The organism is Phyllobacterium sp. 21LDTY02-6, from assembly GCF_023554255.2.
Lineage (GTDB): Bacteria > Pseudomonadota > Alphaproteobacteria > Rhizobiales > Rhizobiaceae > Phyllobacterium.
The window spans coordinates 422,249-448,831 of sequence record NZ_JAMJWD020000002.1 but is presented as its reverse complement, the minus strand read 5'-3'; the positions used below and the strand labels follow the sequence as shown (position 1 = coordinate 448,831).

General features: G+C 61.4%; 28 protein-coding genes and 1 tRNA gene. 9 read left to right on the top strand and 20 right to left on the bottom strand.

Annotated elements, in window-relative coordinates:
- Window positions 1-133: 133 nt before the first annotated feature.
- The 3 genes from M8997_RS08540 to mepA form a co-directional block, all read right to left on the bottom strand.
- Entirely contained in the window at window positions 134-1,162 is a 1,029-nt protein-coding gene (locus tag M8997_RS08540; protein WP_250019087.1) for a glucokinase, read from the bottom strand.
- Window positions 1,162-1,581 (bottom strand): methylglyoxal synthase, encoded by a 420-nt coding sequence (locus M8997_RS08535; RefSeq protein ID WP_250019086.1) that lies wholly within the window; start codon window positions 1,579-1,581, stop codon window positions 1,162-1,164. Before M8997_RS08535 ends, M8997_RS08540 begins: the two co-directional genes overlap by 1 nt.
- 90 nt (window positions 1,582-1,671) lie before the next feature.
- Window positions 1,672-2,670: a penicillin-insensitive murein endopeptidase gene (gene mepA, locus M8997_RS08530; RefSeq protein ID WP_250019085.1), complete on the bottom strand. Its 999-nt coding sequence runs from the start codon at window positions 2,668-2,670 to the stop codon at window positions 1,672-1,674.
- A 116-nt stretch (window positions 2,671-2,786) separates the two neighbouring features.
- Here mepA and M8997_RS08525 point away from each other — a divergent pair, with 116 nt between their 5' ends.
- Complete coding sequence (locus M8997_RS08525) at window positions 2,787-3,827, top strand: zinc-dependent alcohol dehydrogenase family protein (protein WP_250019084.1); 1,041 nt, start codon at window positions 2,787-2,789, stop codon at window positions 3,825-3,827.
- Between the two features lie 4 nt (window positions 3,828-3,831).
- On the opposite strand, the gene M8997_RS08520 is transcribed toward M8997_RS08525, so the two are convergent.
- The 3 genes from M8997_RS08520 to M8997_RS08510 form a co-directional block, all read right to left on the bottom strand.
- Window positions 3,832-4,701 carry an SDR family NAD(P)-dependent oxidoreductase gene (locus M8997_RS08520; RefSeq protein ID WP_250019083.1) on the bottom strand — a complete coding sequence of 290 codons (870 nt, stop codon included), beginning with the start codon at window positions 4,699-4,701 and terminating at the stop codon, window positions 3,832-3,834.
- Window positions 4,701-5,843: a tRNA epoxyqueuosine(34) reductase QueG gene (gene queG / locus M8997_RS08515; protein WP_371929539.1), complete on the bottom strand. Its 1,143-nt coding sequence runs from the start codon at window positions 5,841-5,843 to the stop codon at window positions 4,701-4,703. Before queG ends, M8997_RS08520 begins: the two co-directional genes overlap by 1 nt.
- 99 nt (window positions 5,844-5,942) lie before the next feature.
- Complete coding sequence (locus M8997_RS08510; protein WP_250019081.1) at window positions 5,943-6,635, bottom strand: glutathione S-transferase family protein; 693 nt, start codon at window positions 6,633-6,635, stop codon at window positions 5,943-5,945.
- A gap of 147 nt (window positions 6,636-6,782) precedes the next feature.
- Between M8997_RS08510 and M8997_RS08505 the strand changes: the two genes are divergently transcribed.
- Entirely contained in the window at window positions 6,783-7,589 is an 807-nt protein-coding gene (locus M8997_RS08505) for an undecaprenyl-diphosphate phosphatase (RefSeq protein ID WP_250019080.1), read from the top strand.
- Window positions 7,590-7,621: 32 nt separating this feature from the next.
- Here the strand turns inward: M8997_RS08505 and M8997_RS08500 are convergent, their stop codons facing one another.
- From M8997_RS08500 to aroA, 5 genes are all read right to left on the bottom strand, one after another.
- Complete coding sequence (locus M8997_RS08500) at window positions 7,622-8,590, bottom strand: complex I NDUFA9 subunit family protein (protein WP_250019079.1); 969 nt, start codon at window positions 8,588-8,590, stop codon at window positions 7,622-7,624.
- A 188-nt stretch (window positions 8,591-8,778) separates the two neighbouring features.
- Window positions 8,779-10,479 carry a 30S ribosomal protein S1 gene (gene rpsA, locus M8997_RS08495; protein WP_250019078.1) on the bottom strand — a complete coding sequence of 567 codons (1,701 nt, stop codon included), beginning with the start codon at window positions 10,477-10,479 and terminating at the stop codon, window positions 8,779-8,781.
- A gap of 129 nt (window positions 10,480-10,608) precedes the next feature.
- On the bottom strand, window positions 10,609-11,265 hold the full coding sequence (gene cmk / locus M8997_RS08490) for a (d)CMP kinase (protein ID WP_250019117.1): 657 nt from the start codon (window positions 11,263-11,265) through the stop codon (window positions 10,609-10,611).
- Between the two features lie 314 nt (window positions 11,266-11,579).
- Window positions 11,580-11,927: a hypothetical protein gene (locus M8997_RS08485; RefSeq protein ID WP_250019077.1), complete on the bottom strand. Its 348-nt coding sequence runs from the start codon at window positions 11,925-11,927 to the stop codon at window positions 11,580-11,582.
- 9 nt (window positions 11,928-11,936) lie between these two features.
- Entirely contained in the window at window positions 11,937-13,292 is a 1,356-nt protein-coding gene (gene aroA, locus M8997_RS08480; RefSeq protein WP_250019076.1) for a 3-phosphoshikimate 1-carboxyvinyltransferase, read from the bottom strand.
- A 260-nt stretch (window positions 13,293-13,552) separates the two neighbouring features.
- Here aroA and M8997_RS08475 point away from each other — a divergent pair, with 260 nt between their 5' ends.
- Together M8997_RS08475 and M8997_RS08470 are read left to right on the top strand one after the other, a co-directional pair.
- Window positions 13,553-13,936 (top strand): TIGR02300 family protein, encoded by a 384-nt coding sequence (locus M8997_RS08475; RefSeq protein ID WP_250019075.1) that lies wholly within the window; start codon window positions 13,553-13,555, stop codon window positions 13,934-13,936.
- Window positions 13,937-14,080: 144 nt separating this feature from the next.
- Window positions 14,081-14,156, top strand: a tRNA-Ala gene (locus M8997_RS08470).
- 45 nt (window positions 14,157-14,201) lie between these two features.
- Here M8997_RS08470 and M8997_RS08465 read toward each other — a convergent pair.
- Entirely contained in the window at window positions 14,202-14,582 is a 381-nt protein-coding gene (locus tag M8997_RS08465; RefSeq protein WP_250019074.1) for a hypothetical protein, read from the bottom strand.
- 189 nt (window positions 14,583-14,771) lie between these two features.
- Between M8997_RS08465 and M8997_RS08460 the strand changes: the two genes are divergently transcribed.
- A complete protein-coding gene (locus M8997_RS08460) occupies window positions 14,772-15,743 on the top strand; it encodes a DMT family transporter (RefSeq protein ID WP_250019073.1) in 972 nt (323 codons plus the stop codon).
- On the opposite strand, the gene M8997_RS08455 is transcribed toward M8997_RS08460, so the two are convergent.
- The gene (locus M8997_RS08455) at window positions 15,740-15,934 is read right to left on the bottom strand and encodes a glutathione S-transferase (RefSeq protein WP_250019072.1); all 195 of its coding nucleotides are present in this window, start codon (window positions 15,932-15,934) and stop codon (window positions 15,740-15,742) included. The genes M8997_RS08460 and M8997_RS08455 overlap by 4 nt on opposite strands.
- A gap of 162 nt (window positions 15,935-16,096) precedes the next feature.
- Between M8997_RS08455 and M8997_RS08450 the strand changes: the two genes are divergently transcribed.
- Window positions 16,097-16,387, top strand: coding sequence for a Dabb family protein (locus M8997_RS08450; protein ID WP_250019071.1), 291 nt, complete (start codon window positions 16,097-16,099; stop codon window positions 16,385-16,387).
- Between the two features lie 10 nt (window positions 16,388-16,397).
- On the opposite strand, the gene M8997_RS08445 is transcribed toward M8997_RS08450, so the two are convergent.
- The 3 genes from M8997_RS08445 to M8997_RS08435 form a co-directional block, all read right to left on the bottom strand.
- Window positions 16,398-18,884 (bottom strand): heavy metal translocating P-type ATPase, encoded by a 2,487-nt coding sequence (locus M8997_RS08445; RefSeq protein ID WP_250019070.1) that lies wholly within the window; start codon window positions 18,882-18,884, stop codon window positions 16,398-16,400.
- A gap of 105 nt (window positions 18,885-18,989) precedes the next feature.
- The gene (locus M8997_RS08440; protein ID WP_250019069.1) at window positions 18,990-19,892 is read right to left on the bottom strand and encodes a bifunctional helix-turn-helix domain-containing protein/methylated-DNA--[protein]-cysteine S-methyltransferase; all 903 of its coding nucleotides are present in this window, start codon (window positions 19,890-19,892) and stop codon (window positions 18,990-18,992) included.
- A 69-nt stretch (window positions 19,893-19,961) separates the two neighbouring features.
- Window positions 19,962-20,468, bottom strand: coding sequence for a DUF2244 domain-containing protein (locus M8997_RS08435; RefSeq protein WP_250019116.1), 507 nt, complete (start codon window positions 20,466-20,468; stop codon window positions 19,962-19,964).
- 22 nt (window positions 20,469-20,490) lie between these two features.
- On the opposite strand from M8997_RS08435, the gene nth reads away from it, so the two are divergent.
- Window positions 20,491-21,264 (top strand): endonuclease III, encoded by a 774-nt coding sequence (gene nth / locus M8997_RS08430; RefSeq protein WP_250019068.1) that lies wholly within the window; start codon window positions 20,491-20,493, stop codon window positions 21,262-21,264.
- A 4-nt stretch (window positions 21,265-21,268) separates the two neighbouring features.
- Here nth and M8997_RS08425 read toward each other — a convergent pair whose 3' ends face one another.
- Window positions 21,269-21,985: a sulfate transporter family protein gene (locus tag M8997_RS08425; protein ID WP_250019067.1), complete on the bottom strand. Its 717-nt coding sequence runs from the start codon at window positions 21,983-21,985 to the stop codon at window positions 21,269-21,271.
- A 142-nt stretch (window positions 21,986-22,127) separates the two neighbouring features.
- Here M8997_RS08425 and M8997_RS08420 point away from each other — a divergent pair, with 142 nt between their 5' ends.
- Window positions 22,128-23,120: an adenosine kinase gene (locus M8997_RS08420; RefSeq protein WP_250019066.1), complete on the top strand. Its 993-nt coding sequence runs from the start codon at window positions 22,128-22,130 to the stop codon at window positions 23,118-23,120.
- On the opposite strand, the gene M8997_RS08415 is transcribed toward M8997_RS08420, so the two are convergent.
- From M8997_RS08415 to hrcA, 3 genes are all read right to left on the bottom strand, one after another.
- Window positions 23,112-23,765: a trimeric intracellular cation channel family protein gene (locus M8997_RS08415; protein WP_250019065.1), complete on the bottom strand. Its 654-nt coding sequence runs from the start codon at window positions 23,763-23,765 to the stop codon at window positions 23,112-23,114. The genes M8997_RS08420 and M8997_RS08415 overlap by 9 nt on opposite strands.
- Before the next feature lie 116 nt (window positions 23,766-23,881).
- Window positions 23,882-24,595: a nucleotide exchange factor GrpE gene (grpE, locus tag M8997_RS08410; RefSeq protein ID WP_250019064.1), complete on the bottom strand. Its 714-nt coding sequence runs from the start codon at window positions 24,593-24,595 to the stop codon at window positions 23,882-23,884.
- Window positions 24,596-24,681: 86 nt separating this feature from the next.
- Window positions 24,682-25,746: a heat-inducible transcriptional repressor HrcA gene (gene hrcA / locus M8997_RS08405; RefSeq protein WP_250019063.1), complete on the bottom strand. Its 1,065-nt coding sequence runs from the start codon at window positions 25,744-25,746 to the stop codon at window positions 24,682-24,684.
- Between the two features lie 117 nt (window positions 25,747-25,863).
- Here hrcA and rph point away from each other — a divergent pair, with 117 nt between their 5' ends.
- The gene (gene rph / locus M8997_RS08400) at window positions 25,864-26,580 is read left to right on the top strand and encodes a ribonuclease PH (RefSeq protein ID WP_250019062.1); all 717 of its coding nucleotides are present in this window, start codon (window positions 25,864-25,866) and stop codon (window positions 26,578-26,580) included.
- The last annotated feature ends 3 nt before the right edge of the window (window positions 26,581-26,583 follow it).

Sequence of the window (26,583 nt, the reverse complement as noted above, 5' to 3'; positions counted from 1 at the left end):
CTCAAATGGATATCGGGCAATGTCTTGCCGCTCAATCCTGTCCCTATAGCCTCATTGCGGCGGCTTGGCTATCGCTTTTGCCCGCAATGATGAATCCGCACCGACCGAAGCCGCCGTAGAAAATCGTGCCGTTTCAGGCACGCCGCCACCGCCGCCCTTCCGTTGCGACGCCGAAGCGGGCCGGGGTACGGGCGAAGGCAGACAAGCCGCTGAGCGCCGCCAGAGGATGGGTGATGACGTAGACCGGCGTTTCGCGCAGGATGCCGTTATGCGGCGCCTTGTCCTCGAAAGCCTCGCGGAATGACGGGTCCTTGAGCGGTTCCAGGATCTTCTGGACGATGCCTCCGGCAAGATAAACCCCGCCGCGAGCCATGAAAGTAAGGGCGAAATCGCCGGCCAGCCGCCCGAGATAGGTGACGAAGAGCGACAGCGTCTCGGCAGCTTCCGCCGATTCGCGCGACAGCCCTGCCGCAGTGATCTCTGCGGGCGTCGTCAGCACCGGTTCGGTACCGCCGACCTTGCAGATTGCACGGTAGATATTCTGCAACCCGCGACCGCACAGCAGCTGTTCGCCCGAGATCCTGCCTTCGATATGCTCGATATGCGGGAATATTTCGAGATCGCGCGCCGTCCGCGGTCCCATGTCGACATGGCCGCCTTCACCGGGAACCGGGACCCAGCTGTTGCGGGCGCGCACCATTCCGGCAACGCCGAGGCCGGTGCCGGGGCCAAGCACGGCGCGGCTGCCATGGGGATCGCCTGCGCCACCGCCGAGCTTTTCGAGGTGCTTTGCCTCCAGCGAAACGACGGCAAGGGCCTGGGCTTCGAAATCATTGAGGACGGTTATGTCGGAAAGCCCGAGCGTTTCCATCATCTTGCGGGGCTTCACGACCCAGGGGCAGTTCGTCAGGTCGATCTCGTCGCCCTCCACCGGGCCGGCAATGGCCAGGACCGCCGAGCGTGGCTGGATCGACGTATGGTCGAGGATCGCATTCTGGATGGCATCGTCGATCGTCTGGTAGTCCGCCGTCTGCAGGATGGGGAATTCCTTCGGTTCCGCATAGGCGTCGACGAGGATTGCAAAGCGCGCATTGGTGCCGCCGATATCGCCGACCAGAATTGGAAATTTCATGATGTGGTCGAGATCTGCCTGTGTCACCATTATCGCTTCCCTAACGTATTTTCCGCTGCGTCGTCCCGCAGCAAACCTCTTTTTTGCACCAGAACCTCGGCTGTGGCCCGGTTCAGCGCCATTGGTATGTCGTAGACACTTGCAAGGCGCATCAATGCCTTTACATCCACATCATGTGGTAAGGGTGACAGCGGATCGACAAAGAAGATCAGGCCGTCGATCTTGCCTTCCGCGATCAGGGCGCCGATCTGCTGGTCGCCTCCCAGCGGTCCGCTTTTCACGCGGCGTACCGTCAGGCTCGGACAGGCGTCCTGGATGAGCCCGCCCGTGGTGCCCGTTGCCACAATATCGCAAGGCGCGAGCAGCGCCTCATAGTTGCGCGTGAAGGCAACCATGTCATCCTTTTTCTGGTCGTGGGCTATCAAGGCAAGGCGAAATGGCTGTGTCATGAAACTCTATTTGGGTTTGAATCCCTAAATCGATTAAATCCCTATAGCCAATTCAAGGCAGCATGAAAAGGCCACGGCACAACAAAGCATTCACGGCCGCGGGCTCGGAACAGGCACGTCGCCTTCGGGCGCCGCAGGGCCTGCAACTGCCTGAACGGGCGCGGCGATGCGGCCGCCACCATCATAGGTCACTTCATCTGCCGTCTGGGGTCCCGGGGCCCGCAATATCATGGCGCAGGCGCGCGGCAGGTCGGAGAGCATGGTGATCTTCGGCTTCACCGGCTTGGTGGGTTTGGGGGCCTTGCGCCAGGGTTCGTCGGTGAACCACCAGGCCAGTGGCTTGCCGCAGCCGTCATCGGCGCCGATCGGCTCCTGCGGCTTGCACTGCGGCGATCCGGGCTGGCATTTGATACGCACGTGAAAATGGTAGTAATGGCCCCAATAGGGACGGACCTTCGCCAGCCAGCCGCGGTCGCCCTTTACCGTGTCGCAGAGCTTCTTCTTGATGCCGGGATGCACGAATATCCGCTCGACATCGGCATAGCTTGCGGCGCGCTTGAGCAGCGCGGTACGGCTCGGCGACCATTTGTCGGGATCGACATACAATGTATCGTCCTTGAGCATCGAGGTCGCCGCGAGGTTCTCGCGCTCCTCGTAGCTGAGGGGGCGTGCGGGCATGGGCGTCAGCCAGATATCGGCATCGAGGCCGACCTGATGCGATGCATGTCCCGTCAGCATCGGCCCACCGCGAGGCTGGGAAATGTCGCCGACAAGCAGGCCCGGCCAACCATCCTTGGCGGCCGCATCGCGGGCAAGCCGCTCCAGCAGGCCGATCATGCGGGGATGGCCCCATCGGCGGTTTCGCGATAGCCGCATCACCTGCCAGGCATCTCCATCCACCGGCAACGCGACGCCGCCGGCAAGGCAACCCTTGGCGTAGAAGCCTGCCGATACAGGCGCGCCGAGCGATGGCAGGGTCTGTGACCCGAACAATTGCTTGGCGGGGCCGTCTTCGGCCAGGGCCTGTGCACCGAGCGAGATTGCAATAAGCGCGCCGAGTGCGAGACGAAGCAGCGGTTTCGATATCATCGCGATCACCCACATGGATCGACGGCGACTAATTCGCCGATAATCAGCTTAATGATGGCCAGATTCGGCCGGAAGCCGCAATATGCAAAGATGATCCGATTCGGCGGAGGACAGGAATGAAAGCAGTTATTTTTGAGCAGTTCGGGCAGGCGCCGCAGCTGCGCGAGGTGCGGGATCCTTCACCCTCGCCACTTGGCGTTGTGATCAAGGTCGAGGCGACGGGCCTTTGCCGCAGCGATTGGCATGGCTGGATGGGCCATGATCCCGATATTCGCCTGCCGCATGTTCCGGGCCACGAACTCGCGGGCACGGTGCTGGCCGTTGGAAAACATGTCACCTCCTGGCGACCGGGGCAGCGAGTGACCGTGCCATTCGTTGGTGGTTGCGGCCGCTGTTTCGAATGCAATTCGGGAAATCATCAGGTGTGCGAGAACCAGTTTCAGCCGGGCTTCACCGCCTGGGGCTCGTTCGCCGAATATGTGGCTGTGGATTTCGCCGATACGAATCTCGTCGAGCTGCCGGATATGCTCGATTTTGCCACCGCCGCCAGTCTTGGCTGTCGCTTCGTCACCTCGTTTCGGGCTGTCGTCGACCAGGCGAAGGTGAAGCCGGGCGAATGGGTCGCGGTGCATGGCTGCGGCGGCATCGGATTGTCGGCGATCATGATCGCGGCAGCCATGGGGGCGAATGTGGTCGCGATCGATATCACGGCAGAAAAGCTCGAATTCGCCCGGACTTTCGGCGCGGTGGCAACGATCAATGGCGGCGCCGGCACCAATGTGATCGAAGCAGTTCGCGACGTCACGAAGGGCGGCGCCCATGTCTCGCTCGACGCGCTCGGCCATCCGTCCACATGCTTCAATTCCATCGCATGCCTGCGTCGGAGGGGACGGCATGTGCAGATAGGGCTGATGCTGGGCGATCATGCCCATCCGCCGATCCCGATGGACAAGGTGATTGCGCATGAGCTGGAAATCTATGGCAGCCACGGCATGCAGGCCTTCCGATACAAGGCGCTCATGAACATGCTCGAGACGGGCCGCCTCGAGCCGCAGAAGCTCATCGGGCGGCGGATTCGGCTGGATCAGGCTCCAGATGCGCTCATGGCGATGGACCGGTTCGAGGGCACCGGTATCGACGTGATCACCAGCTTCTGATGGCTTATTTCCAGCTCCCGTCGCGCCACATGGCGGCAAAGGCGGTGCCGTAATCCGGATAGCGGAAGGTGAATCCGAGTTCCTTTATCCGCTTGTTCGAGACGCGCTTGTTTTCCCCGTAGAACGAGCGCGCCATCGGTGTCAGCTGCGCAGTCTCGAAATCCGCCTCTTCCGGCGGCTCTATACCCATGAGTTCGGCGGCATAGGCGACCACGTCCTGCGGCGGCGCCGGCTCGTCATCGGTGATGTTGAATATGCCGCCCTGGTTGTTCTCGCCGAGGAACAGCAGCGCCCGGGCGATATCATCGACATGAATGCGATTGAAAACCTGGCCGGTCTTGTTGAGGCGGCGCGCCGTGCCATTGGAAAGATTGATGAAGGCATTGCGCCCCGGCCCATAGATGCCGGAAAGCCGCAATATCGCCAATGGAACCCGCCTTGCATCGGCGAGAGCCTGCCAGGCGGCTTCTGCCTCCGCGCGCTCCGTAGACCGCACCGACACCGGATGGCACGGCGTGCCCTCGTCGACCCAGGCGCCGCCATGATCGCCATAGACGCCGACCGTCGACAGGTAGCCGATCCATTGCAGCTTCGGCATGTGGCGCCTGATGGTATCGCCGAATACGCCGATGACGGGATCGCCCGATTTCGCGGGGGAGGTCGAGATGACGAGGTGGGTGACAGTCTCCAGCGCGTCTTCGATCTCCTGGGAAGTATGGCTGCCAAGAAAGAGGAATGGCGTGATCCCTTCGGCCTCCAGCGTTGCGAATTTCGTCGTGTCGCGGGTAGTTCCGCCGATAAAATCAGCCTTTTTGTTCGCCAGCCTTGCAAAAACGCGGGCCGAATAGCCCGCTCCGAAAAGGAAAATACGCATTATTGATTGTTTGCCCCATTGTGCCATTCGGTCAAGACAGCGGCGTCATTTTCTTGCGCCGCATGCGCAAGGCGGAGCTGTTCGAAAGAGGCTTCGTCGAGAAGCTGGCCGAGCGCCCAGACGGCCGCTCCGCGCACCAGGGGCGAGGGATCGAGAAGCTGCTGCCGGACTTGGTCGCAAAGCTCCGGCCGTCCGGAATTGCCGCAGGCGATCAGGACATTGCGCATAAAACGGTCGCGTCCGATGCGTTTGATCGGCGATCCCGCGAAAAACTGGCGGAATGCCCCGTCGTCGAGAGTAAGGAGGAACGCAAGCGAGGGGGAATTGAGATCGTCCCGAGCCTGGAGCTTCGTCTCCCGTGCCGCCTCGGCAAATTTGTTCCAGGGGCAGACGGCAAGGCAATCGTCGCAGCCATAGATGCGATTGCCGATCGCCTTGCGAAACTCCGGCTCGATCGGCCCCTTGTGCTCGATCGTCAGATAGGAAATGCAGCGGCGCGCATCCAGCTGATAGGGCTGCGGGAAGGCCCGTGTCGGGCAGGCATCGAGGCAGGCGCGGCAGGAGCCGCAATGGTCGTCTTCGCGCTCGTCCGGCGGCAGGTCCGCCGTCGTGAAGATAGTGCCGAGGAACAGCCACGAACCATGCGTCCGGCTGACGAGATTGGTGTGTTTGCCCTGCCAGCCAAGCCCTGCCGCCTCGGCAAGCGGCTTTTCCATCACCGGCGCGGTATCGACGAAGACCTTCACGTCCTCGCCGCTGGTGCGGGCGGCGAACCTGCCGGCTATGCCCTTGAGCTTGCCCTTGATGATATCGTGATAGTCCCGGTTCCTCGCATAGACCGAGATCGCGCCTTCGCCGGGCTTGTCGATCTGCGCCAGCGGGTCGGTCTCCGGGCCATAATTCATGGCGAGCACGACAATCGAGCGCACATCCGGCCATAAGTGCGCCGGGTCGGCGCGGCGATCCTCGGTCTCCAGCATCCAGTCCATGCTGGCATGCCGTCCGAGTTGCAGATATTCGTGTAAACGTTCAGCGGCGAGGGGAATGGCGTCCGGCCGGGTGATCGCAACGAGATCGAAACCGGCGGCGCGCGCCTCCTCGATTATGAACCGTTTCAGCTTCTCTTGCCTCGTGGCGTCCATCGCGCGTGAACCTCGCATGGGTTCGACAGAACTAGGCATGAAGGAAGGTATTGTCGGGCCGGATGTCAAGCGCTCGTAGCCCGGATGTCGCCACGGATGTCAAAAGTCGAGGTCGCTATAATGGGACGAAGGCGGCAGGCCGCGGACCCGGTCGCCAAGCAAGGGCCGGAAGGAGGGGCGAGATTTCATGCGCGTATACCAATCGCGCGCCGCCTTGTATTCGGCCCATTTGATCTCCCCGAGATAATCGAGGATCGAGAGCGATGCCCCAGCCGCCATGTCGGCATAGCTCGGAGCCGGGCCGGCCAGCCAGTTGCGGGTCGCCGTCAGCCAATCGATATATTTCATATGCTGCGTGATGTTGGAGCGTGCCGCACGGATGGCCGAGGAATCCGGCGCTCCGCCGCCCTGTTCCGGCGTCATATGCAGTTTGAAGATGCGCTCCCGCGCCATATGGCGGGTCACTTCATTCTCCAGTTTCACCAGGAACCATTCCACGAGGCGGCGAACCTCGGCACGATTGAGGGAATCCTCCGGGAACAACCTGCGGCTGCGCTTGAGGGCGCCACGCGTCTCGTCGATATATTCCGCGATGACGGAGGCGCCGGCAACGGGAACGTCGCCTTCGGCAAGGAGCACCGGCAGCGTGCCGGCCGGATTGAGCGAAAGAAACTCCTTGCGGCGTGCCCAGCTGTTTTCTTCGATCAACTCCACCTCAATATCGTATTCATTGAGGATAAGCCGGGCATAACGCGACCCGGTGGACATGGGATGATGAAAAAGCGTCAACATTTTTGCGGTTAAATCTTTCGAACTGGTATTTTGTCAACCGGCGGCGTATGGCACACGGGCTTCATGGTTGCGTCATCCTATAGGCGCAACTTTAGTCCGATACAAGAATTGCACCGCCACAGCCCGCCGACCGCCGAAAGTGATATCATGGAAACACAGACGATTGTCGAAGCCCTTATGCTCGGACTGCTGGAAGGGTTAACAGAGTTTATACCGGTGTCCTCGACCGGCCATCTCCTGCTGGCGGCGCACTTCCTCGGCTTCGAGACCAGCGGCAAGACATTCGAAGTTCTCATCCAGCTCGGCGCCATCCTTGCCATTCTCAGCGTCTATTCCGCGCGGCTTTTCAAGATCGCACGCGACCTGCCGACCGATCCTTCGGCACGGCGTTTCGTGATCGGGGTGCTGATAGCCTTCCTGCCCGCCGTCATCATCGGTGTGCTTGCCCATGGCATCATCAAGGCCGTGCTTTTCGAAACGCCCATGCTGATCTGCATCATGCTGATCCTTGGCGGTCTGGTGTTGCTGTGGGTGGATCGGCTCGATCTGAAGCCGCGTTATACGGATGCGATGAATTATCCGCTGCCGCTCTATTTCAAGATCGGCCTGGCCCAATGTTTCGCGATGATCCCGGGTACGTCCCGTTCGGGAGCAACCATCGTCGGTGCATTGCTGCTCGGCGCCGACAAGCGTTCGGCCGCCGAGTTTTCCTTTTTCCTGGCGATGCCGACGATGGCGGGAGCCTTTGCGCTCGATCTGTTTAAGAATCGCAACCTGCTGACGGCCGATGATCTATCGCTGATAGCGGTCGGTTTCGTCGCCGCCTTCGTAGCGGCCGTAGTCGTCGTGCGTTACCTGCTCGATTACGTTTCGCGCCATGGCTATGGCCTGTTCGCCTGGTGGCGGTTGATCGTCGGAACGATCGGGCTCATCGCCCTGATCGTGATGCGCTAGATCAGGCGAAACGCGCTGCAGGCGGATCGGGGTCAGGCCGGCTTCTGACTGGAATATTGCCCCTGGACGCGGAAGCGCCACAGATAGGATGGCAGGATCGCCTCGATGCTCTGAGGCCGGATGCCCATTCCTTCGAGCGTGCGTCCTTCGGCACTGGCTTCGTCGGAGACGATATTGTCGTGCTTGAGCTGGACGACCTGGTCGCTCGTCAGCAGCGGCTTGGGCAGGAGGCCAAGAATTGATCCCTGAATGGAAGCCAGCCAGAACGGAATCGGCAGGAACAGGCGCTTGCGCCCGATCACCCGCAGCATTTCCTCCATGCACTGGCGGAAGGTCAGGACTTCGCCGCCGCCCAATTCGTAGATCGTGCCCGGCTTCAGTGTGCCATCGACCGATCGCGCGATCGCCTCGGCCACATCGCCGACATAGACGGGCTGGAACTTCGTCTTGCCGCCGCCGATGGCGGGAAGGAAGGGCGAAATCCGCGCCATTGCGGCAAATCTGTTGAAGAAGCCGTCTTCCGGGCCAAATATGATCGACGGACGCATGACGATGGTTTCAGGAAGGATTTCGCGCACCGCGTTCTCTGCCCGTCCCTTGCTGCTCGCATAGCCCGATGCCGAATTGGCATCGGCGCCGAGCGCGGAGACATGCGTGAGAGGAACGCCGGCAGCGCGCGCAGCTTCTGCCACGGCGCGAGCGCCGAAATCATGAACGGCATTGAACCGCTGTCCACCGCCCTCATAGAGAATGCCCACGAGGTTGATGACGTGATCGGCGCCGGCAACAGCGCGGTCGATGGACCAGCGGTAACGCAGATTGGCCTGTACCGCCTGAATCTGGCCGACGCCGCCCAGGGGCTGGAGATGGGGTGCCAGATCGGGGCGGCGAACCGCGACGCGAACGCGATAGCCGCGCTTGGTCAGGGCCCGAACCACATGGCGGCCGACAAAGCCGGAGCCTCCAAAAACGGTAACAAGTTTGGGCTTCCTGATGGTCATGGTCGGTCTCCTGCAAGGTCCTGCGGAAATAGCGGTATTTGCATGCTGTTTACTGGGTTTTCGTCCTGCCGCAAAGTCCTCTTTTAGCGGCGCGTTGCCGCGTCGGGGCTCCGCATGAGAGTATCCCGGCAACGAAAAAGCCCGCCGGTTCGCACCGGCGGGCTTTCGATCTTCCAGTTGGAAGAAGCTTAGTTCTTCTCTTGCTTCTTCAGCGCTGCGCCGAGAATGTCGCCGAGCGACGCGCCGGAGTCGGTGGAACCGTATTGTGCAACGGCTTCCTTCTCTTCGGCGATCTCGAGTGCCTTGATGGAGACCTGCAGCTTGCGGGTCTTCTTGTCGAAGGCGATGACGCGGGCGTCAACCTTCTGGCCAACGGTGAAGCGCTCGGGACGCTGGTCGTCACGGTCACGCGACAGGTCCGCACGGCGGATGAACGTCTCGAGATCGTGATCGACAAGACGCACTTCGATGCCGCCATCGGTGATACCGGTGACTTCGACGGTCACGACTGCATTCTTGCGCAGTTCGCCGGACGAGGCTGCTTCGCCGACCTTGTCGCCGGTGAGCTGCTTGATGCCGAGCGAGATACGCTCCTTCTCGACGTCGACGTCGAGAACCTGCGCCTTGACCACGTCACCCTTGTTGTATTCCTCGATGACCTGTTCGCCGGGGCGATTCCAGTCGAGGTCCGAAAGGTGAACCATGCCGTCCACGTCGCCGTCGAGGCCAATGAAGAGACCGAATTCGGTCTTGTTCTTGACTTCGCCTTCGACGATCGTGCCGACCGGGAACTTGTCGGCGAAGGTCGTCCACGGATTGTCGAGCGTCTGCTTGAGACCGAGGGAGATGCGGCGCTTGACCGGATCCACTTCGAGGACAACCACTTCCACTTCCTGCGTCGTCGACAGGAGCTTGCCGGGATGCACGTTCTTCTTGGTCCACGACATTTCCGAAACGTGGATCAGGCCTTCGATGCCCGGCTCGATCTCGACGAATGCACCGTAATCGGTGATGTTCGTGACCGTACCGGTGATCTTCTTGCCGATCGGATACTTCGCGCCGATACCATCCCAGGGATCGCTTTCGAGCTGCTTCATGCCGAGCGAAATACGATGGGTTTCCTGGTTGATGCGGATGATCTGAACCTTGACCGTCTGGCCGATGCTCAGGATCTCCGAAGGATGGTTGACGCGGCGCCATGCCATGTCGGTAACGTGAAGAAGACCATCGATGCCGCCGAGATCGACGAATGCACCATAGTCGGTGATGTTCTTGACCACGCCCTCGACGACCTGACCCTCTTCGAGGTTCTGGACGATTTCGGAACGCTGTTCCGCACGGCTCTCTTCAAGAACCGTACGACGCGATACAACGATGTTGCCGCGACGCTTGTCCATCTTGAGGATTTCGAACGGCTGCGGATTGTGCATCAGCGGGGTCACGTCGCGGATCGGACGAATGTCCACCTGCGAGCGCGGAAGGAAGGCAACTGCGCCGTCGAGATCGACCGTGAAGCCGCCCTTGACCTGGTTGAAGATCACGCCGTCGACGCGTTCACCGCGGTTGAACTTCTCTTCGAGACGGACCCAGCTCTCTTCGCGGCGTGCTTTTTCGCGCGACAATACGGCTTCGCCGAGTGCGTTTTCGATACGCTCGACATAGACTTCGACGAGATCGCCCGGCTTCAGCGAGCCGTCCTTGGCTTTCGCGCCGAATTCCTTGAGCGGAACGCGACCCTCGACCTTGAGGCCTGCATCGATGATTGCCATGTCTTTTTCGATGGCAACGACACGGCCCTTGACGACATAACCTTCGGCGAGGTCATTGGTAGCAAAGGATTCAGCGAGAAGAGCTTCGAAATCTTCGCGCGTGGGATTGGCTTCAGACATAAATACTCCTGGGCGCCCGGCTATCAGCGATAGGAAAGGGGGCGCAAGCACCGGTGGTTCGTGTTTCGGATCGTCCGCTGTGAGCCCGCCCTTGCGGGCAATCCGGTGCAGGGGCTACGGCAGACGCTATCAGTTTGTTCGGCGCGCCAAGGCCTGGTCTATGAGGCTTTTGGCGTTAAGAAACGCGGTCTCTATATCCATTTCCGTCGTATCTATCAAGTGCGCGTCCGCCGCGGGCTTCAGCGGCGAGTCCGTGCGGTTCATGTCGCGGTCGTCGCGGCGCTTCAGATCGGCGAGCATTTCATCGAAATCGGCCGAGCCTCCGGCGGACCTTACCTCGTCAAAGCGCCGCTGCGCCCGCGCTTCCGCCGACGCCGTGATATAGAGCTTCACCTGCGCATCGGGGCAAACCACCGTTCCGATATCGCGCCCGTCTAGAACCGCGCCGGGCGGCGTCGCAGCGAAGCCTTGCTGCGCGGCGACAAGGGCCCGGCGGACAGCAGGCATGACCGCGATCTTCGAGGCTGCTTCACCCACATCATGGGCCGACAATACCGACCGGTCGAGCTTGGACAGGTCGAGCGATCGCGCTGCCTTCTCCGCCAGGAACTCGTCGTCGAGCGGCGCACCCTGGTCGAGCAGGCATTTGGCAACGGCGCGATAGGTCAGTCCGGTATCGAGATGGTGATAGCCATAGGCGGCGGCTATGCGCCGGGCGAGCGTTCCCTTGCCGGAAGCCGCAGGACCATCGATAGCGATGACGAGTTGCGGCGGCGTTGCCCGCACCTCGGCATCGCGGTCGAAAAACCATTGCCAAAGGGCGAAAAGCAGGTAGGCGGCGGCGAGGACGACCGTGATGAGCGGCGTGATCCCGAGCGTGACGAGCAGGAATCCGCCAAGCGTGGTCATGATCGAATCCAGCCAGACCGGGAGATATGCCGACAGGTTCTGAAGCAGCGTATCGACCGCCAGGATCATGGCGAACTGGAACAGGAAAAGCCAGAACAGCAATGCGAACAGCCCGAAACGGACGCGCAGGCCAATACGCTCTATCGCATACAAGATGACAAGGATGGCAAACGACGCCAGAAGGAAATACATCAGCGCTTTGTCCTCGTACCCATGAAGAAACCTATGACGTAGCCAGCCAGCGATCCAACCGCCGGCGGGAGCAGCAGAAACTGATACGGCGTCCATCCGCTGGCGCCAGCGGACACGATCGAGGGCGCACTTCTACCGCCAATGGTGTTCCAGGCATAGAGCAAGATGAGCGCCAAAGGAAGAACGACACGGAAAATCGTGCTGGAAACCCCGGGCCAGGCCCGAAGGCCGCTTTCGCCATGCGCCACCGTGCCGCGATAGGCGCTGCGCCCCGCCCAGACGATGAACGGCACGCTCGACATCGCATAAAGCCCATAGACGGTGATGACGGAAAACAGCGTTCCCATGGCTGAGGATCAGCTGGGCGCTGTCGATTGGCTGATTTCAGCACCCATCCCGGTCATCATGGCCATGAATTCGGGAAAGCTGGTCGCGATCATCGTGGAATCGTCGACCGTTACGGGCTTCTCGGCGACGAGGCCCATGACGAGGAAGCTCATGGCAATGCGGTGGTCGAGATGGGTTTCGACCAGGCCGCCGCCGAGCCCTTTGCCGTCGGGCCGGCCACGCACGCTCAATGTCTCCTTGCCCTCCGTGCAATCGACGCCATTTGCCTTGAGGCCATTGGCGACCGCCGACAATCTGTCGGATTCCTTGACGCGAAGTTCCTCGAGGCCGTTCATTATAGTCTCACCCTCGGCGAAGCAGGCGGCAACCGCCAGTACGGGATATTCGTCGATCATCGATGGCGCACGCTCCGGCGGGACATTGACGCCCTTGAGCGGCGAATGGCGGACGCGAAGATCCGCCACATCCTCGCCGCCTGCCAGCCGGGCGTCGAGGATATCGATCTCGGCTCCCATTTCCTGCAAGGTCAGGATGAGGCCCGTCCTTGTCGGATTCATCAATACGTTGCGGATGGTCACGTCGGAGCCGGGTACGAGCAGCGCGGCAACCAGCGGGAAGGCCGTGGAGGAGGGGTCGCCCGGCACGTCGATGGTCTGGCCGGTAAGCTGTCCCTGCCCCTCGATCCGTATATGGCGCACATTGTCCCTGTCGGTCTCGACCTCGAGCTTCGCACCGAACCCCTGCAGCATCTTCTCCGTGTGATCGCGGGTCATGATGGGCTCGATGACTGTCGTCACACCCGGCGTGTTCAAGCCGGCAAGAAGGACGGCGGATTTCACCTGCGCGGAGGCCATGGGCACCCGATAGGTGATCGGCGCTGCGGTCTTGGGGCCGCGCAAGGTGAGGGGCATGCGGTCGCCCTCCGAGGCTTCGACCTGCACGCCCATCTGCCGCAGCGGATCGAGCACGCGCCCCATCGGGCGCTTGGACAGCGACGCATCGCCGATGAAGCGCGTTTCCATCGCATAGGTGCCGACCAGCCCCATGGTCAGGCGCGCGCCCGTGCCGGCATTGCCGAAATCCAGCGGCGCCTCCGGCTGCAGGAGACAGCCATTGCCCGTGCCGTGGATGACCCAGACATCGCCCTCCCTGGTCATCTTCGCGCCCATCGCCTGCATGGCGCGGCCGGTATTGATAACATCCTCGCCCTCGAGCAGCCCCGTGATGCGGGTGACGCCGGAGGCGAGGCCGCCGAACATGAAGGAGCGGTGCGAGATGGATTTGTCGCCCGGAATGCGGATATCTCCGGTCAGGGCCTTGGAGCGGCTGGCGGTCGCTGGTTTGGGGACTGAAACATGGGACATGGCGGGTCAATCGTGATGATGGAGTGGGTGGCGAAATCGTGCCGATAGGTGGCCGACCTCCTAACACAGCTTCTCTGTGCGGTCATCTTGCAAATGCAATCCAAAAACACATTCAGCGCCACGGGATTTTTTCACTTTGACAAACGCTCAAAATTGCGTTTATGGGACCACGATTTTTTTTGATGAGCGCCAACCGCGGGGTTGCCGTTCCAATATGATGTCAGCAGAATGCAGGCTATCGCAGCAAGACGAGGCAAAACGTGGCAAATCCAAAACTTGGCACCAAGCGGGTCGATCCGGAAACCGGTCAGAAATTCTATGATCTGAACCGCGATCCGATCATCTCGCCGTACACGGGAAAAAGCTATCCGCTGAGCTATTTCGATTCCAACGCCAGCTCTGCCCTCGAGGACGAGGAAGAGGTCGAGACGGAGGAACTGGACGAGGCTCTCGAAAAACCGGAATTCGTTGCGCTTGAAGACGCGGATTCGGATGGCGATGCCGACGTTCCGGATCTGGGCGACGATGTTGAAGTCGACGATTCGGACGATGACGACACGTTCCTCGCCACGGAAGACGAAGATGAAGACGATGATGTGACCGACATTCTGGGCGGCGGCATCGGTGACGACGACGAGAATTGATAATCTGCCCCGAATGCTGAAAATAGCAGCTTTCGGGGCTTGATCTTCCCTTCGGCGGGGGCTAAGAACCCGCCCGTGCAAGCATCCAGAGCTTGCGCATTGTTAGCCGGACTATTCGGCGCGGTCGATGAGGCCGCTCGGTTTGGGGCCATAGCTCAGCTGGGAGAGCGCTTGCATGGCATGCAAGAGGTCAGCGGTTCGATCCCGCTTGGCTCCACCAAACTCTCCAAATCGTTCTACCGTCTGCCTGGTTGTGCCCGCTGTATCAAGCCGCCGGTGCGTCGCGTGAGAACACCACTGCCGCAAAGGCCAGTATTCCTGCAAAGACGATGATCGAGCCCACGCCGACGAGCGGCTCGAGCGCGGCATTGCCGAGGTTCATGAAATACAGCGCCGGTATCATGATGATCAGCCCGGTCGTAAAGACGAAGAAATGCGCTTTCGGCAGAACGCCCGCCGCCTTTGCCGGATTGAGCGCATAATAGATCGCGAAGATCGCGCTGCTGACCCAACCGAGAAGATTGAGATGCGCATGTGCCGGAAAGGGTGCGTGATTTCCGGTGATCCCCATGTAAAGCCCCATGCTGACGCCCAGCACCAGGAATATCGTGGCGCTCTTGAAGAAATGTCGTGCAATCCGCGGCATGATGTTCCCCTCCCCAGCCGCTGCCGAGATTAAGGCATTTCGCTCCGGGCTTCCAGCAGGCGACCATAATCACTTCGGCGGAATGAACCGGCCGAGGCCGGGGCTGCTATCGCGCATTTTTGCGTTTTTCCGCTGGATTGCGCGCTGAAAATGTCCCAAAGCAGAGCAAAACATACCGGGAAACGTTCAATGCCCACCAATTCGGCCTCTATTGCCCCCGCTCACGACAGTTCTGCGGGTCGTACCGGCGTCCTGCTGATGCTGCTCGGCATGCTGATGTTCGCGCTCAACGATGTGATGGGCAAATGGCTGGTCTCGACCTATTCCGTCGGCCAGGTCGTGCTGATCCGCAGCGCGGCGGCGCTGATCGTCCTCGCGCCGTTCATCTGGTTCAACGGGCCGCGCAAGATCGTGGCCGTCGATCGTCCCTGGACGCAGGCGGCGCGGGTGGTACTGTCGACGGCAGAGGTGTTCGCTTTCTATTTCGCCGTGGTCTATCTGCCGCTTGCCGATGTGATGACCTATTGGCTGGCCGCCCCGATCTATGTTGCCGCCATCTCGCCGCTTGTTCTCAAGGAGCCGGTCGGCTGGCGGCGCTGGACCGCCATCATCATCGGCTTCATCGGCGTGGTGATCGCGCTCGAGCCTTCGTCCCAGGCGCTGACGCCGCAGGCGGTGATCTCGGTGCTAGGAAGCATGGCCTTCGCCTTCATGCTCCTGCTCGGACGGACGTTGCGCGGCACGCCCGATACGACCCTGGTCTTCTGGCAGATCGTCGGCGCCGGCCTTGCGGGGCTGGTTTCGGTCAGCTTTGACTGGACACCCGTGACCATGCGCGACCTGGTGCTGCTGGCGTTGCTCGGCATCGTCGCCATGCTTGCCCATGTGCTCGTAAACCGGGCACTGAAGCTCGCCGACGCGGCAACGGTGGCGCCGCTGCAATACACGCTGCTTTTCTGGGCCATCATCTTCGGCTGGCTCGTCTTCGGCGATGTTCCGCGCCTGTCCATGCTCATTGGCTCGGTTTTCATCATCGCCTCCGGTCTCTTCATCTTCTTCCGTGAGCAGCAGTTGAAGCGGCAGGGCCGGCTGCTGGCACCGGCCGAAGCGGTCGTTACCGGCTCGGGCGACACTACTTACGCCGACGGCAACAAGGACTAGACTGCGTCGTGTCGGCGATGCCCTAGTTCGGCGTCGAAATGATTGATGGCTTTTTCGAACTTGTCGCGGCAGCCGGGATTGCAGAAGCCGACCACCGACCCGTTATAGAGCGTCAGGCTGTCCTCCCTGATCGGATCGCCGGACCACGGGCACGTGGTGTTTATCGCGTCACTGAGCTTGAGCTGTGTCATTGGGCCTGTCCTCCTTTGGTAGGGTCGATTCCGGTGCAGTACAAGCTTGTCAAAGCGCTACGCGAATGTCGATGGGGCAATGTGGTGCGACAGCACAGCTATTGACGTGAGTGGCCGGACGTGGAAAGTCCGCCCGAACGAAAGCATCAGGATTGTGTAACCGTGATACGCCATATCGTCTTCTTCAGCGCCCGCGACAAAGATAATGTCGAGGCAATTGTGAGCGGCTTGTGGAAACTGGGCGAGATTCCCCACTCCACCGTTTTCGAAGTGATGAAGAATACCAAGACCGATCCGATTTCCGACGAGATCGACGTTGTCGTCTATGCGGAATTCAAGGACGCCGAGGCCCTGGCCGCGTACAAGGCCCATCCGACCTACGCGGCGACGACGGCGCTGGTGCGTCCGATGCGCGAACTGCGCATCTCGGCCGACGTCGTCTCCACGCTGTAGATCGGGCGCCTCACAGGCGGATCGAGCGCAGCCGCAGCGCGTTGGCGATCACCGAGACCGATGAGAGGCTCATGGCCGCGGCGGCGATCATTGGCGACAACAGGGTTCCGAACAACGGGTAGAGCACGCCCGCCGCGACCGGAACGCCCAACACATTGTAGATAAAGGCGAAGAACAGGTTCTGCCTGATGTTGCGGAGCGTCGCCTCGGCCAGGTGCCGGGCCCGCACGATGCCGTTGAGATCGCCCTTGACCAGGGTGATGCCGGCGCTTTCCACGGCCACATCCGCGCCCGTGCCCATGGCTATGCCCACATCGGCGGCGGCGAGAGCGGGAGAGTCGTTTATGCCGTCGCCCGCCATGGCCACCCTGGCGCCTCTTGCCCGCAGGCTGTCGACCAGTTCCTTCTTCTTTTCAGGCAGCATGTCAGCCCGCGCATCGTCGATGCCCAGACGCTCGGCGACCGCCTTTGCCGTGGTGGCATTGTCCCCGGTCGCCATGATGATCCTGAGCCCGGCCCGGTGAAGGCTCTTGATGGCGTCATGCGTCGTCGATTTGATCGGATCGACCACGGCGATGATGCCGGCGGCTTTGCCGTCCACGCCGATGAACATGGCGCTCTTGCCATCGCGCCGGATTTTCTCCGCGCTCTGTTCCAGCGCCGAAACATCGATATCGGCGCCTTGCATCATGGTGCTGTTGCCGATCAGCACCGTATTGCCGTCGATAGTGCCGGATACGCCTTTTCCCGTCGCTGCCTCGAAATCAGAGACGTCACCGAGAGCAAGGCCGCGCTCCTTCGCAGCCGCCAGGATTGCTTCCGCCAGCGGATGTTCCGAGCCCTTCTCAAGGCTCGCCGCCAATGCCAGGACCTCGTTCTCATCGAAGCCTTCGCCGGTCACGATGTCGCTCAGTTTCGGCTTGCCTTCGGTCAATGTGCCCGTCTTGTCGACGATCAGCGTATCGACACCTGCAAACCTCTCCAGCGCCTCCGCATCCTTGATCAGAACGCCCGCATGGGCGCCGCGCCCCGTTGCCGTCATGATCGACATCGGCGTCGCGAGGCCGAGCGCGCAGGGGCAGGCGATGATGAGCACCGAAACGGCGGCGACAAGCCCGTGGATCATGCTCGGCTCCGGTCCGAACATGGACCAGACGATGAAGGAGAACACTGCGACGGCAACCACCGCCGGGACGAAAAAGCGGGATACGCGATCGGCGAGACCTTGAATGGGTGCCCGCGAACGCTGCGCGGAAGCCACCATGGCAACGATCCGGGAGAGCACCGTATCGGCCCCGACCTTCTCGGCGCGGACAAGAAGCGAGCCGTTGCCATTGAGCGTGCCGCCGGTCACCTTGTCGTCCTTGATCTTCTCGACAGGCACGGGCTCCCCGGTCAGCATGGATTCGTCGACCGCCGACCGGCCCTCCAGGACGATGCCGTCCACCGGCAGCCGTTCGCCCGGCCGCACCCGGAACTGGTCGCCGGCAACGACGCTCTCGAGCGGAACGTCGAGTTCCTCCCCGTCCGGGCCGATCTTGCGTGCGGTCTTGGGCGCGAGATCGAGCAGGGCGCGGATGGCCGAACCGGTCCGCTCTCTCGCCTTCAATTCCAGGACCTGGCCGAGGAAGACCAGCGTGACGATCACTGCTGCCGCCTCGAAATAGACCGGTACGCCGCCGTCATGCATGCGGAAGGAGTGCGGAAAGATGCCCGGGAACAGCGTCGCAGTGACGCTGAAAAGATAGGCCGCGCCGACGCCGATGGCGATCAGCGTCCACATGTTCGGACTGCGGTTGACGAAGGAGGTCCAGGCGCGCTCGAAGAATGGAATCGCCGCCCAAAGCACGACGGGCGTCGCGAGCGCGAACTCGATCCACCGGGCCAATCCTTCCCCGACCCAGGCGCCGATCGGCAGTCCGAGCATGGGACCCATCGCCATGATGAAGAGCGGGATCGAACAAAGTGCGCTCAACCGCAGGCGATGTGTGAAGTCGACCAGTTCGGGATTCGGCCCCTCCTCGCCGGTGGGGAGGCCCATGGGTTCAAGCGCCATGCCGCATAGCGGGCAGGAACCCGGCCCGTCGCTGACGATTTCGGGGTGCATGGGGCAGGTATATTGCGTGCCTGCGGGGGCAGGATTCGGCTTCTCGTCGCCGAGATAGACCTGCGGCGCGACTTCGAACCGGGACATGCACCCGGCCGAACAGAAGTAGTGATTATGACCCTGGTGCCTCAGCATGTGCCGGGCGGAAGCGCGATCGACTTTCATGCCGCAGACGGGATCGCTCGCCTCGATATAGCGCTCGGGTTCGGCCTGGAACCTGTCACGGCAACCGGCGCTGCAAAAATGGAAATGCCGGCCGCCATGATCATAGGCTGGCTTGCCCGCATCAGGGTCGACCAGCATGCCGCAGACCGGATCGCGGGTGATCGTCCTGTCGTGATCCGGAGTACCGTGATGGGCGTGATGAGCGTGGTCGTGTTGGTGGGTCATGATGTACCTTTCTTCAAGCACATCGGACCTTACGCCTTCCAACCGTTGGAAGGTCAACCCCCGTTGCTGCGCCGGGAAACGAAGCCGGGATCTGGCATGCGGGCTCTAACCCGCATCGCTCAAACTGGCGCTGCCATCGCCGATCTGGCCGGCTTCCCATCCGAGGATCGCCCGTTTCCGGGTCAAGCCCCAATGATATCCGGTCAAGGCGCCGGACTTGCCCACGGCCCGGTGGCAGGGCACGACGAAGCTGACCGGATTGGCGCCGACGGCGGCGCCCACGGCTCGGGAAGCCTTTGGTGCACCAATGTCGGCCGCGATGTCGGAATAGGAGACGCATTTGCCCATCGGTATCTTCAGCAGCGCCTCCCAGACCCGGAGCTGGAAGTCGGTTCCGATCGTAACGACCTTCAGCGGCCTGTCGGCCCGCCATTCGGAAGGGTTGAAGATGCGCGCGGCATAGGGCGCCGTGGCTGCCAGATCTTCCACATAGGTGGCGTTGGGCCAGCGCCCCATCATATCGGCGAGTGCATCCCGCTCCTTGCCTGCATCGGCGAAGGCCAGCCCAGCCAGGCCGCGATCGGTAACCATGACCAGCGCGAGGCCGAATGGCGAGATCAGAAAGCCGTAGCGGATCGTCAATCCGGCGCCGCGTGTCTTGTAGTCGCCGGGCGACATGCCCTCATGCGTGACGAACAGGTCGTGCAGACGGCCGGGGCCGGACAATCCGGTCTCATAGGCGGTTTCCAGCAACGGCATGCCCTCGTCGAGAAGCCGTCTCGCGTGATCGATCGTCACCGCTTGCAGGAAGCCCTTGGGCGACAGGCCTGCCCAGCGCGTGAACAGCTTCTGCAGGCCGGTCGGCGTCAGTCCGGTATCCCTGGCCAGTGTTTCAAGGGACGGCTGATCGCGATAGTCCTTGCTGATGCGCTCGATGATATGGCTGACGATGGCATAATCGTCGCCCGTGGGCGTGATGTCCTTTTTCAGTATTGCCTGTGGTTTCATAGCGCGTACCTCTCTGCTTGAGGGACATATGGCCATGATACTCCGCGTCTCGCCACCCGATTCTTGCCGTTACCGGCCCTTGGCCGTAGCCAGGGCCAGTTGGAACGCCGAGGCGAATGTTTCGCGGTCGTCCGGGTTGAGGAAGGAGCCGATGTTCACCGCTTTTCCCTGACCCTCGACACGCATCGAGGTGATGCCGATCTCGGAATGGCGGGCCACGCGAAACCGCGCCCAGAAGGGGTTGAACTCGTGCAGTTTTGCCCGGCCGGAAGGCGCAACCTGCCTGATATTGACCGCCAACCTCGAAATGCTGACTTCCTCATGGGCCTTGGCCGAGCGGTAGTTCAGGCGGAACGCGCCATATACCAACAGGACATCGAGGCCGAAGAAACCGAAAACGGGCCAGGCGCCGAGCGAGAGGAAGAAGAGCCCGGTGATCAGACTGCTCAGGCCGAGCGTTGCCATCAGAAGCAGGAACCCCGTTCTTCCCAATGAACGATGAGGCACGAGAAGCGCGCGGAAAATCTCTTCCTCGTTCTGCCTGCTCGCGTCAAATGGCTCGATTGTCTGGTTCATGGGGTTTGAGTATAGAAGCGTCATGGAAAATCCCAAGTCGAAAATCGATCAGAATGCCGTGAATTCGGTTGCCGTGTCGCGGCCACGCCGGGTTCGCGGCACACGCTATACGGCCGCCGAGATCCATGAGATTTTCAGGCGTTTCTCCATTCAGCGCCCCGAACCGAAAGGCGAGCTCGAACACGTCAACCCGTTTACGCTGCTCGTGGCCGTGGTCCTGTCCGCCCAGGCAACCGATGCCGGTGTCAACAAGGCGACGCGCGCATTGTTCAAGGTGGCGGATACGCCGGAAAAGATGCTGGCGCTCGGCGAGGAGGAAGTGGGCTCCCATATCCGCACGATTGGACTATGGCGCAACAAGGCCAAGAATGTCATCGCGCTTTCGCGCGATCTGGTCGAACACCATGGCAGCGTGGTGCCGAATGACAGGGACGAACTGGTGAAGTTGCCGGGTGTCGGTCGCAAGACCGCCAATGTGGTGCTCAGCATGGCCTTTGGCCAGGCGACGATGGCTGTCGATACCCACATTTTTCGGATCGGCAACCGTCTCGGCCTTGCACCGGGCAAGACTCCCGACGAGGTCGAAGCGAAGCTGATGAAGATAATCCCGGCCGAGTTCCTCTATCACGCCCACCATTGGTTGATCCTGCATGGCCGATACACCTGCAAGGCACGCCGGCCGGAATGCCCGGAATGCGTCATCGCGGATCTGTGCAAGGCAGCTGTAAAAACGGCCGATATACCAGCGCCGCTGGTTCCGCTGCCGCCGCAGATCATCGCAGCGGAGCAGGATTGACGATCTACGCCCTCCGCCCGGTCGCATCGCGGCGGGCAACCGCCTTGTGCAGGTGAACCATCATCGCCGCCGCGAAGAGGGGCGTGAGTAGGTTCAGGATCGGGATCGCCATGAAACCGGCGATGACAAGCCCGGCGAGAAAGACGGTGCCGGCATTGTTCGTCCGCAATGCCTTGGCATCCGCTTCCGGGTGAAAACGCATGGCGGCGAACTCGAAGAATTCCCGTCCGAGCAGATAGCCATTGACCATGAAGAACGCCATGATGTTGATGCCGGGAACGAGCAGCAGGAGCAGCGCGACGATATTTCCGGCAATCACCACGCCGAAAAACTTCACCGACAGCACGAAGGACCGGACGGTCGGCAACGGCTTGCCCGGCATATCGCTCGGATAGTCCTCTTTTTCGACAAGTTCAGCCACATCATCGAGGAATATGCCGGCAATCATGGCAGTTACCGGCGCAATGAGCAAAGCCAGGCCGATGGCGAGGCCGATGCTGGCGAGAATCCCTGCAACAAGGCCGACCCAGCCTGCCCATTGCGGCAGCGAGGCGACCATCTGGTCCATGAACGGCCAGGCCAGCGCCTCGAAGATGGCCCGCAGCCCGAACCAGGCGCCAATGAGCAGCAGCAGCGTCAAACCGAGCGATTTCCACAGGACGCTGCGGAACTCGGGACGGAAGAGGTGCCCCGCCGCGGCGCGGGCGCTTGCGAAGATCATCGGCTTGATACTCCATAGTTTTTTCAGTCGTGGACATAGGCGCGGCCGACGCCGCAGACAAGATGGGTGCAGAAATCGGGGGTGGCCAATTCCGGTTTGAAAGGCTAGAGCAGATCACCAGGCTCGACCAACCGGAGTTTTCATGTCCAGCTATGACGTGCTTTGCATCGGCAATGCTATTGTCGATATTCTTGCCCGCACCGACGAGGAATTCATCGTCAAGAACGGCATCATCAAGAACGCAATGAATCTCATCGATGCCGATCGCGCCGAGTTTCTTTACGAGCGGATGGGCCCGGCAATCGAGGCATCGGGCGGCAGCGCGGGCAACACGGCGGCAGGCGTCGCCAGCCTTGGCGGGCGTGCGGCTTATTTCGGCAAGGTCGCGGACGATCAGCTGGGCCACGTGTTCACCCATGATATTCGTTCCCAGGGCGTCGCCTTCGATACGAGGGTGCTGCAATCGCCCCCGCCGACCGCCCGTTCGCTCATATTCGTGACACCGGACGGTGACCGTTCGATGAATACCTATCTCGGCGCCTGTGTGGAGCTTGGCCCGGAGGATGTGGAGAGTTCCAAGGTTGCCGAAGCCAAGGTTACCTATTTCGAGGGTTATCTCTGGGATCCGCCCCGGGCGAAGGAAGCCATTCGCCTGGCCGCGAAGATCGCCCACGAATATGGCCGCGAAGTCTCGATGACTCTGTCGGACCCATTCTGTGTCGATCGCTATCGCGACGAATTCCTCGACCTGATGCGCTCCGGCACGGTCGATATCATCTTCGCCAATGAAGCCGAGCTGAAGTCGCTCTACCAGACCGATGATTTCGACAAGGCGCTGGACCTGGTCAGGAAGGATAGCAAGCTCGCCGCGGTGACCCGCTCCGAAAAAGGTTCGGTCGTGGTGCGCGGCGACGAGACGGTGGTTGTCCCCGCGATCGAAATTGCGGAACTGGTCGATACGACGGGCGCCGGCGATCTCTACGCGTCCGGCTTCCTGTTCGGCTACACCAATGGCCGCAGCCTCGGTGATTGCGGACGTCTCGGCTCGCTCGCCGCCGGCCTGGTGATCCAGCAGATCGGGCCGCGCCCGCAGCAAAACCTCAAGCTCGCCGCAGAGCAGGCAGGCCTAATCTGAACGGATGACGCCGTCACGCTTGAGTTCCTCGTCGTTCCGGCCGGGTCTATGGTAGTTCGGGAGCGTCCAGCCGAAATAGAGCGCACCGCCGCGCACGACGAACGCGGCGGCAAAAGCGGCAAGGGCAGCGAATGCCGGCGCCGCATCCAGCCGGAACAGCAGCGTATAGGTGGCGGAGCCGGCAAAGGCCGCCGTGACATAGATTTCCCGCCGCAACAGCACCGATGGCTCGCCCGCGATGATATCGCGCAATATGCCGCCGAACGTCGCGGTCAATATGCCCGTGACAATGGCAATGGTGGAATCGAAGCCCAGAGCCAGCCCTTTTGCGGAGCCCATGACGCTATAGGCGGCAAGCCCCATCGCATCCAGCCATAGCAGCAGGCGATAGCGCGATTCCACGAGATTGGCGGTGAAGTAGATGAGCAGCGCGGCTGCGGCACAAACGAGAAGGCTGCGCGGGTCCTCCACCCAGAATACGGGAACGTCCAGGATCAGGTCCCGCAAGGTGCCTCCGCCGACGCCGGTCGCAGCCGCCAGGAACATGAACGCGATGATGTCGAGCTGCCGGCGCGAAGCCGCGAGCGCTCCGGTGGCCGCAAAGACGAAGATGCCCGCATAATTGAGGAGCTGAATGGTCGACATCGACGTCCCCCCTTGGACGAATTGCGCTCAAGCAGGATTAAGCACGGGCCTTGCGAAATGAAAAGGGCCGCGTCCCGATCCGGGATGCAGCCCTCTATCCAGATATGCGCAGATTGTCAGGCGTCTTTTTCGGCCTGCGGATTGATCGGGCCGGGCTCCGGCTGGCCCTCGGCTGCCGCCTGCTTCGGACCGCCCTTCGATACGCCGACGAGAGCCGGGCGCAGCATGCGGTCGCCAATGACAAAGCCGCTCTGTGCTACCTGCAGCACCGTATTGTGCGGTACCTCGGCATTCGGGATTTCGAACATGGCCTGATGGAAATTCGGGTCGAAGCGCTGGTTGAGCGGCTCGATCTTCTTCACGCCGTGGCGTTCCAGCGCCGACATCATCGACCGCTCGGTCATTTCGACGCCCTCGGCGAGGCTCTTGAAGCCGGCCTCGCCATTTGCCAGGGCTTCGGCCGGAATGGCCTCGAGCGCGCGGCGCAGATTGTCCGAAACCGAAAGCATGTCACGGGCGAAATTGGCGACGGAATAGGAGCGGGCGTCATGAACATCGCGCGCCGTCCGCTTGCGCAGGTTCTCCATTTCGGCGGCAAGCCGCAGCAATTGATCCTTCAGATCGGAATTCTCCGCCCGCAATGCATCGAGTTCGGCGCTTCCAGCCGCCTGCGCGGCTTCGTCGTCTTCCTGTGCAAGCGCGTATTCCTCCGCCTTGCGCGCTTTCAGAAAATCATCCGCCGCCCGCTTCAATGCGTCGCGATCGCGCGGATTCTTCAGGTCCCGCTGATCGAGATCGGGCGCGTCCTGATTATTCTTGTCTTCAGCCATCGATACTGTCCGTCCTTATTGCGTAAGTTGGGCTGGATATCGAGCTTTAGCCACGGAAAATCAAGTCTTAATGCCGTGGATGCGGCTTATCGCAACAGCCGGGAGACGAGCTGCGCCGTATAATCGACGACAGGGACCACACGGGCATAATTCAGGCGGGTCGGGCCGATCACGCCAAGCGCGCCGATGATCCTCTGCTCGGAATCCCGGTAGGGCGCTATGACCAGCGACGAGCCGGAGAGCGAAAACAGCTTGTTCTCCGAACCGATGAATATCCGCACGCCGGGCCCCGCTTCCGCCAGATCGAGCAGTTGCAGCGTGCCTTCCTTGGTTTCAAGATCGTCGAACAGGTGCCTCAGGCGCTCGAGATCGGCTTCCGCATGCATCGACTCCAGGAGATTGCCGCGACCGCGCACGATCAATCGCGCCGGCTGGCCGCTGCCATCGCCGCCCCATACCGCAAGCCCCTGTTCGACGAGATGTTGCGAGAGCGCATCCAGCGCCTGCTGCGTCTCCTCCTTCAGCCGCGATACTTCATGGCGCGCCTCGGTAATGGTGCGCCCCTGGATATGGGCATTGAGGAAGTTTGATGCCTCGATCAGCTGCGAGGTGGTGACGCCGGCAGGCAGTTCGATGATGCGGTTTTCCACATCCCCGCTCTGGGTGACGAGAACGGCGAGCGCCCGCGAGGGCTCCAGCCGGACGAACTCGATGTGTTTGAGCGCGCCTTCGGCCTTTGCGGCCAGGACCACGCCGGCGCCGCGCGATATGCCGGAAAGGATCTGGCTGGCCTGCGTCAACACGCTTTCCGGCGTCTGCGCTTCAGCCCGAACCTGCGCTTCGATGGAATTGCGTTCCGAAGAGGTCAGATCGCCTACTTCCATGAAAGTATCGACGAAGAACCTCAGGCCCTGCTGCGTCGGCAGCCGCCCGGCCGAAATATGCGGCGCATATACGAGGCCGAGATGTTCGAGATCGCTCATCACGTTGCGGATCGTGGCCGGCGAGAGCGCCATCGGAAGGAGACGGGAAAGGTGGCGGGAACCGACCGGTTCGCCATCGCCCAGATAGCTTTCGACGATACGCCGGAAAATGTCTCGCGATCTCTGATCGAGCGATTGCAATGCTTCCGGGGTTACAGTCTTGTTCATTCTGCCTCACGTCTATTGTCGCCCGCAGATATAAGCATTCCCGATCGAATCATCAAAGCCTTTGCTTCGAACGTCCTTTCCTCTAAAAGACCGCAACATATCAAAAAGAGGTTTTCCATGCGTCACTCCAAACGGGCTCCCGACGAAATGCGCGCAATATCCTTCGAGCGCGGTATTTCCAAACATGCAGAGGGCTCGTGCCTGGTCAAATTCGGCGACACCCATGTCCTGTGCACGGCAAGCCTCGAGGAGAAGGTGCCGGGCTGGATGCGCAACACCGGCAAGGGCTGGGTTACGGCGGAATATGGGATGCTGCCCCGCTCTACCGGCGATCGCATGCGTCGCGAAGCCTCCTCGGGCAAGCAGGGCGGTCGCACGCTGGAGATTCAGCGCCTCATCGCGCGGTCGCTCCGGGCCGTGGTGGACCTGCAGGCGCTCGGCGAAGTGCAGATCACCGTCGATTGCGACGTGATCCAGGCCGACGGCGGAACCCGCACTGCGGCGATCACCGGCGGCTGGGTGGCCCTCCATGAATGTCTGACCTGGATGGAAAATCGCCAGATGCTGAAGGTCGACAAGGTGCTGAAAGACCATGTGGCTGCCATTTCCTGCGGTATTTCCAACGGAACGCCGGTGATCGATCTGGACTATCTCGAAGATTCCACGGCGCAGACCGATGCGAACTTCGTCATGACGGGCAAGGGCGGCATCGTCGAGGTCCAGGGGACCGCCGAGGGCGAGCCATTTTCGGAACAGGAACTATTGGCCATGATGACGCTGGCGCGTGCCGGGATTTCCCGGCTCGTTTCGCTGCAGAAGATGGCTGTCAGCTGAGGC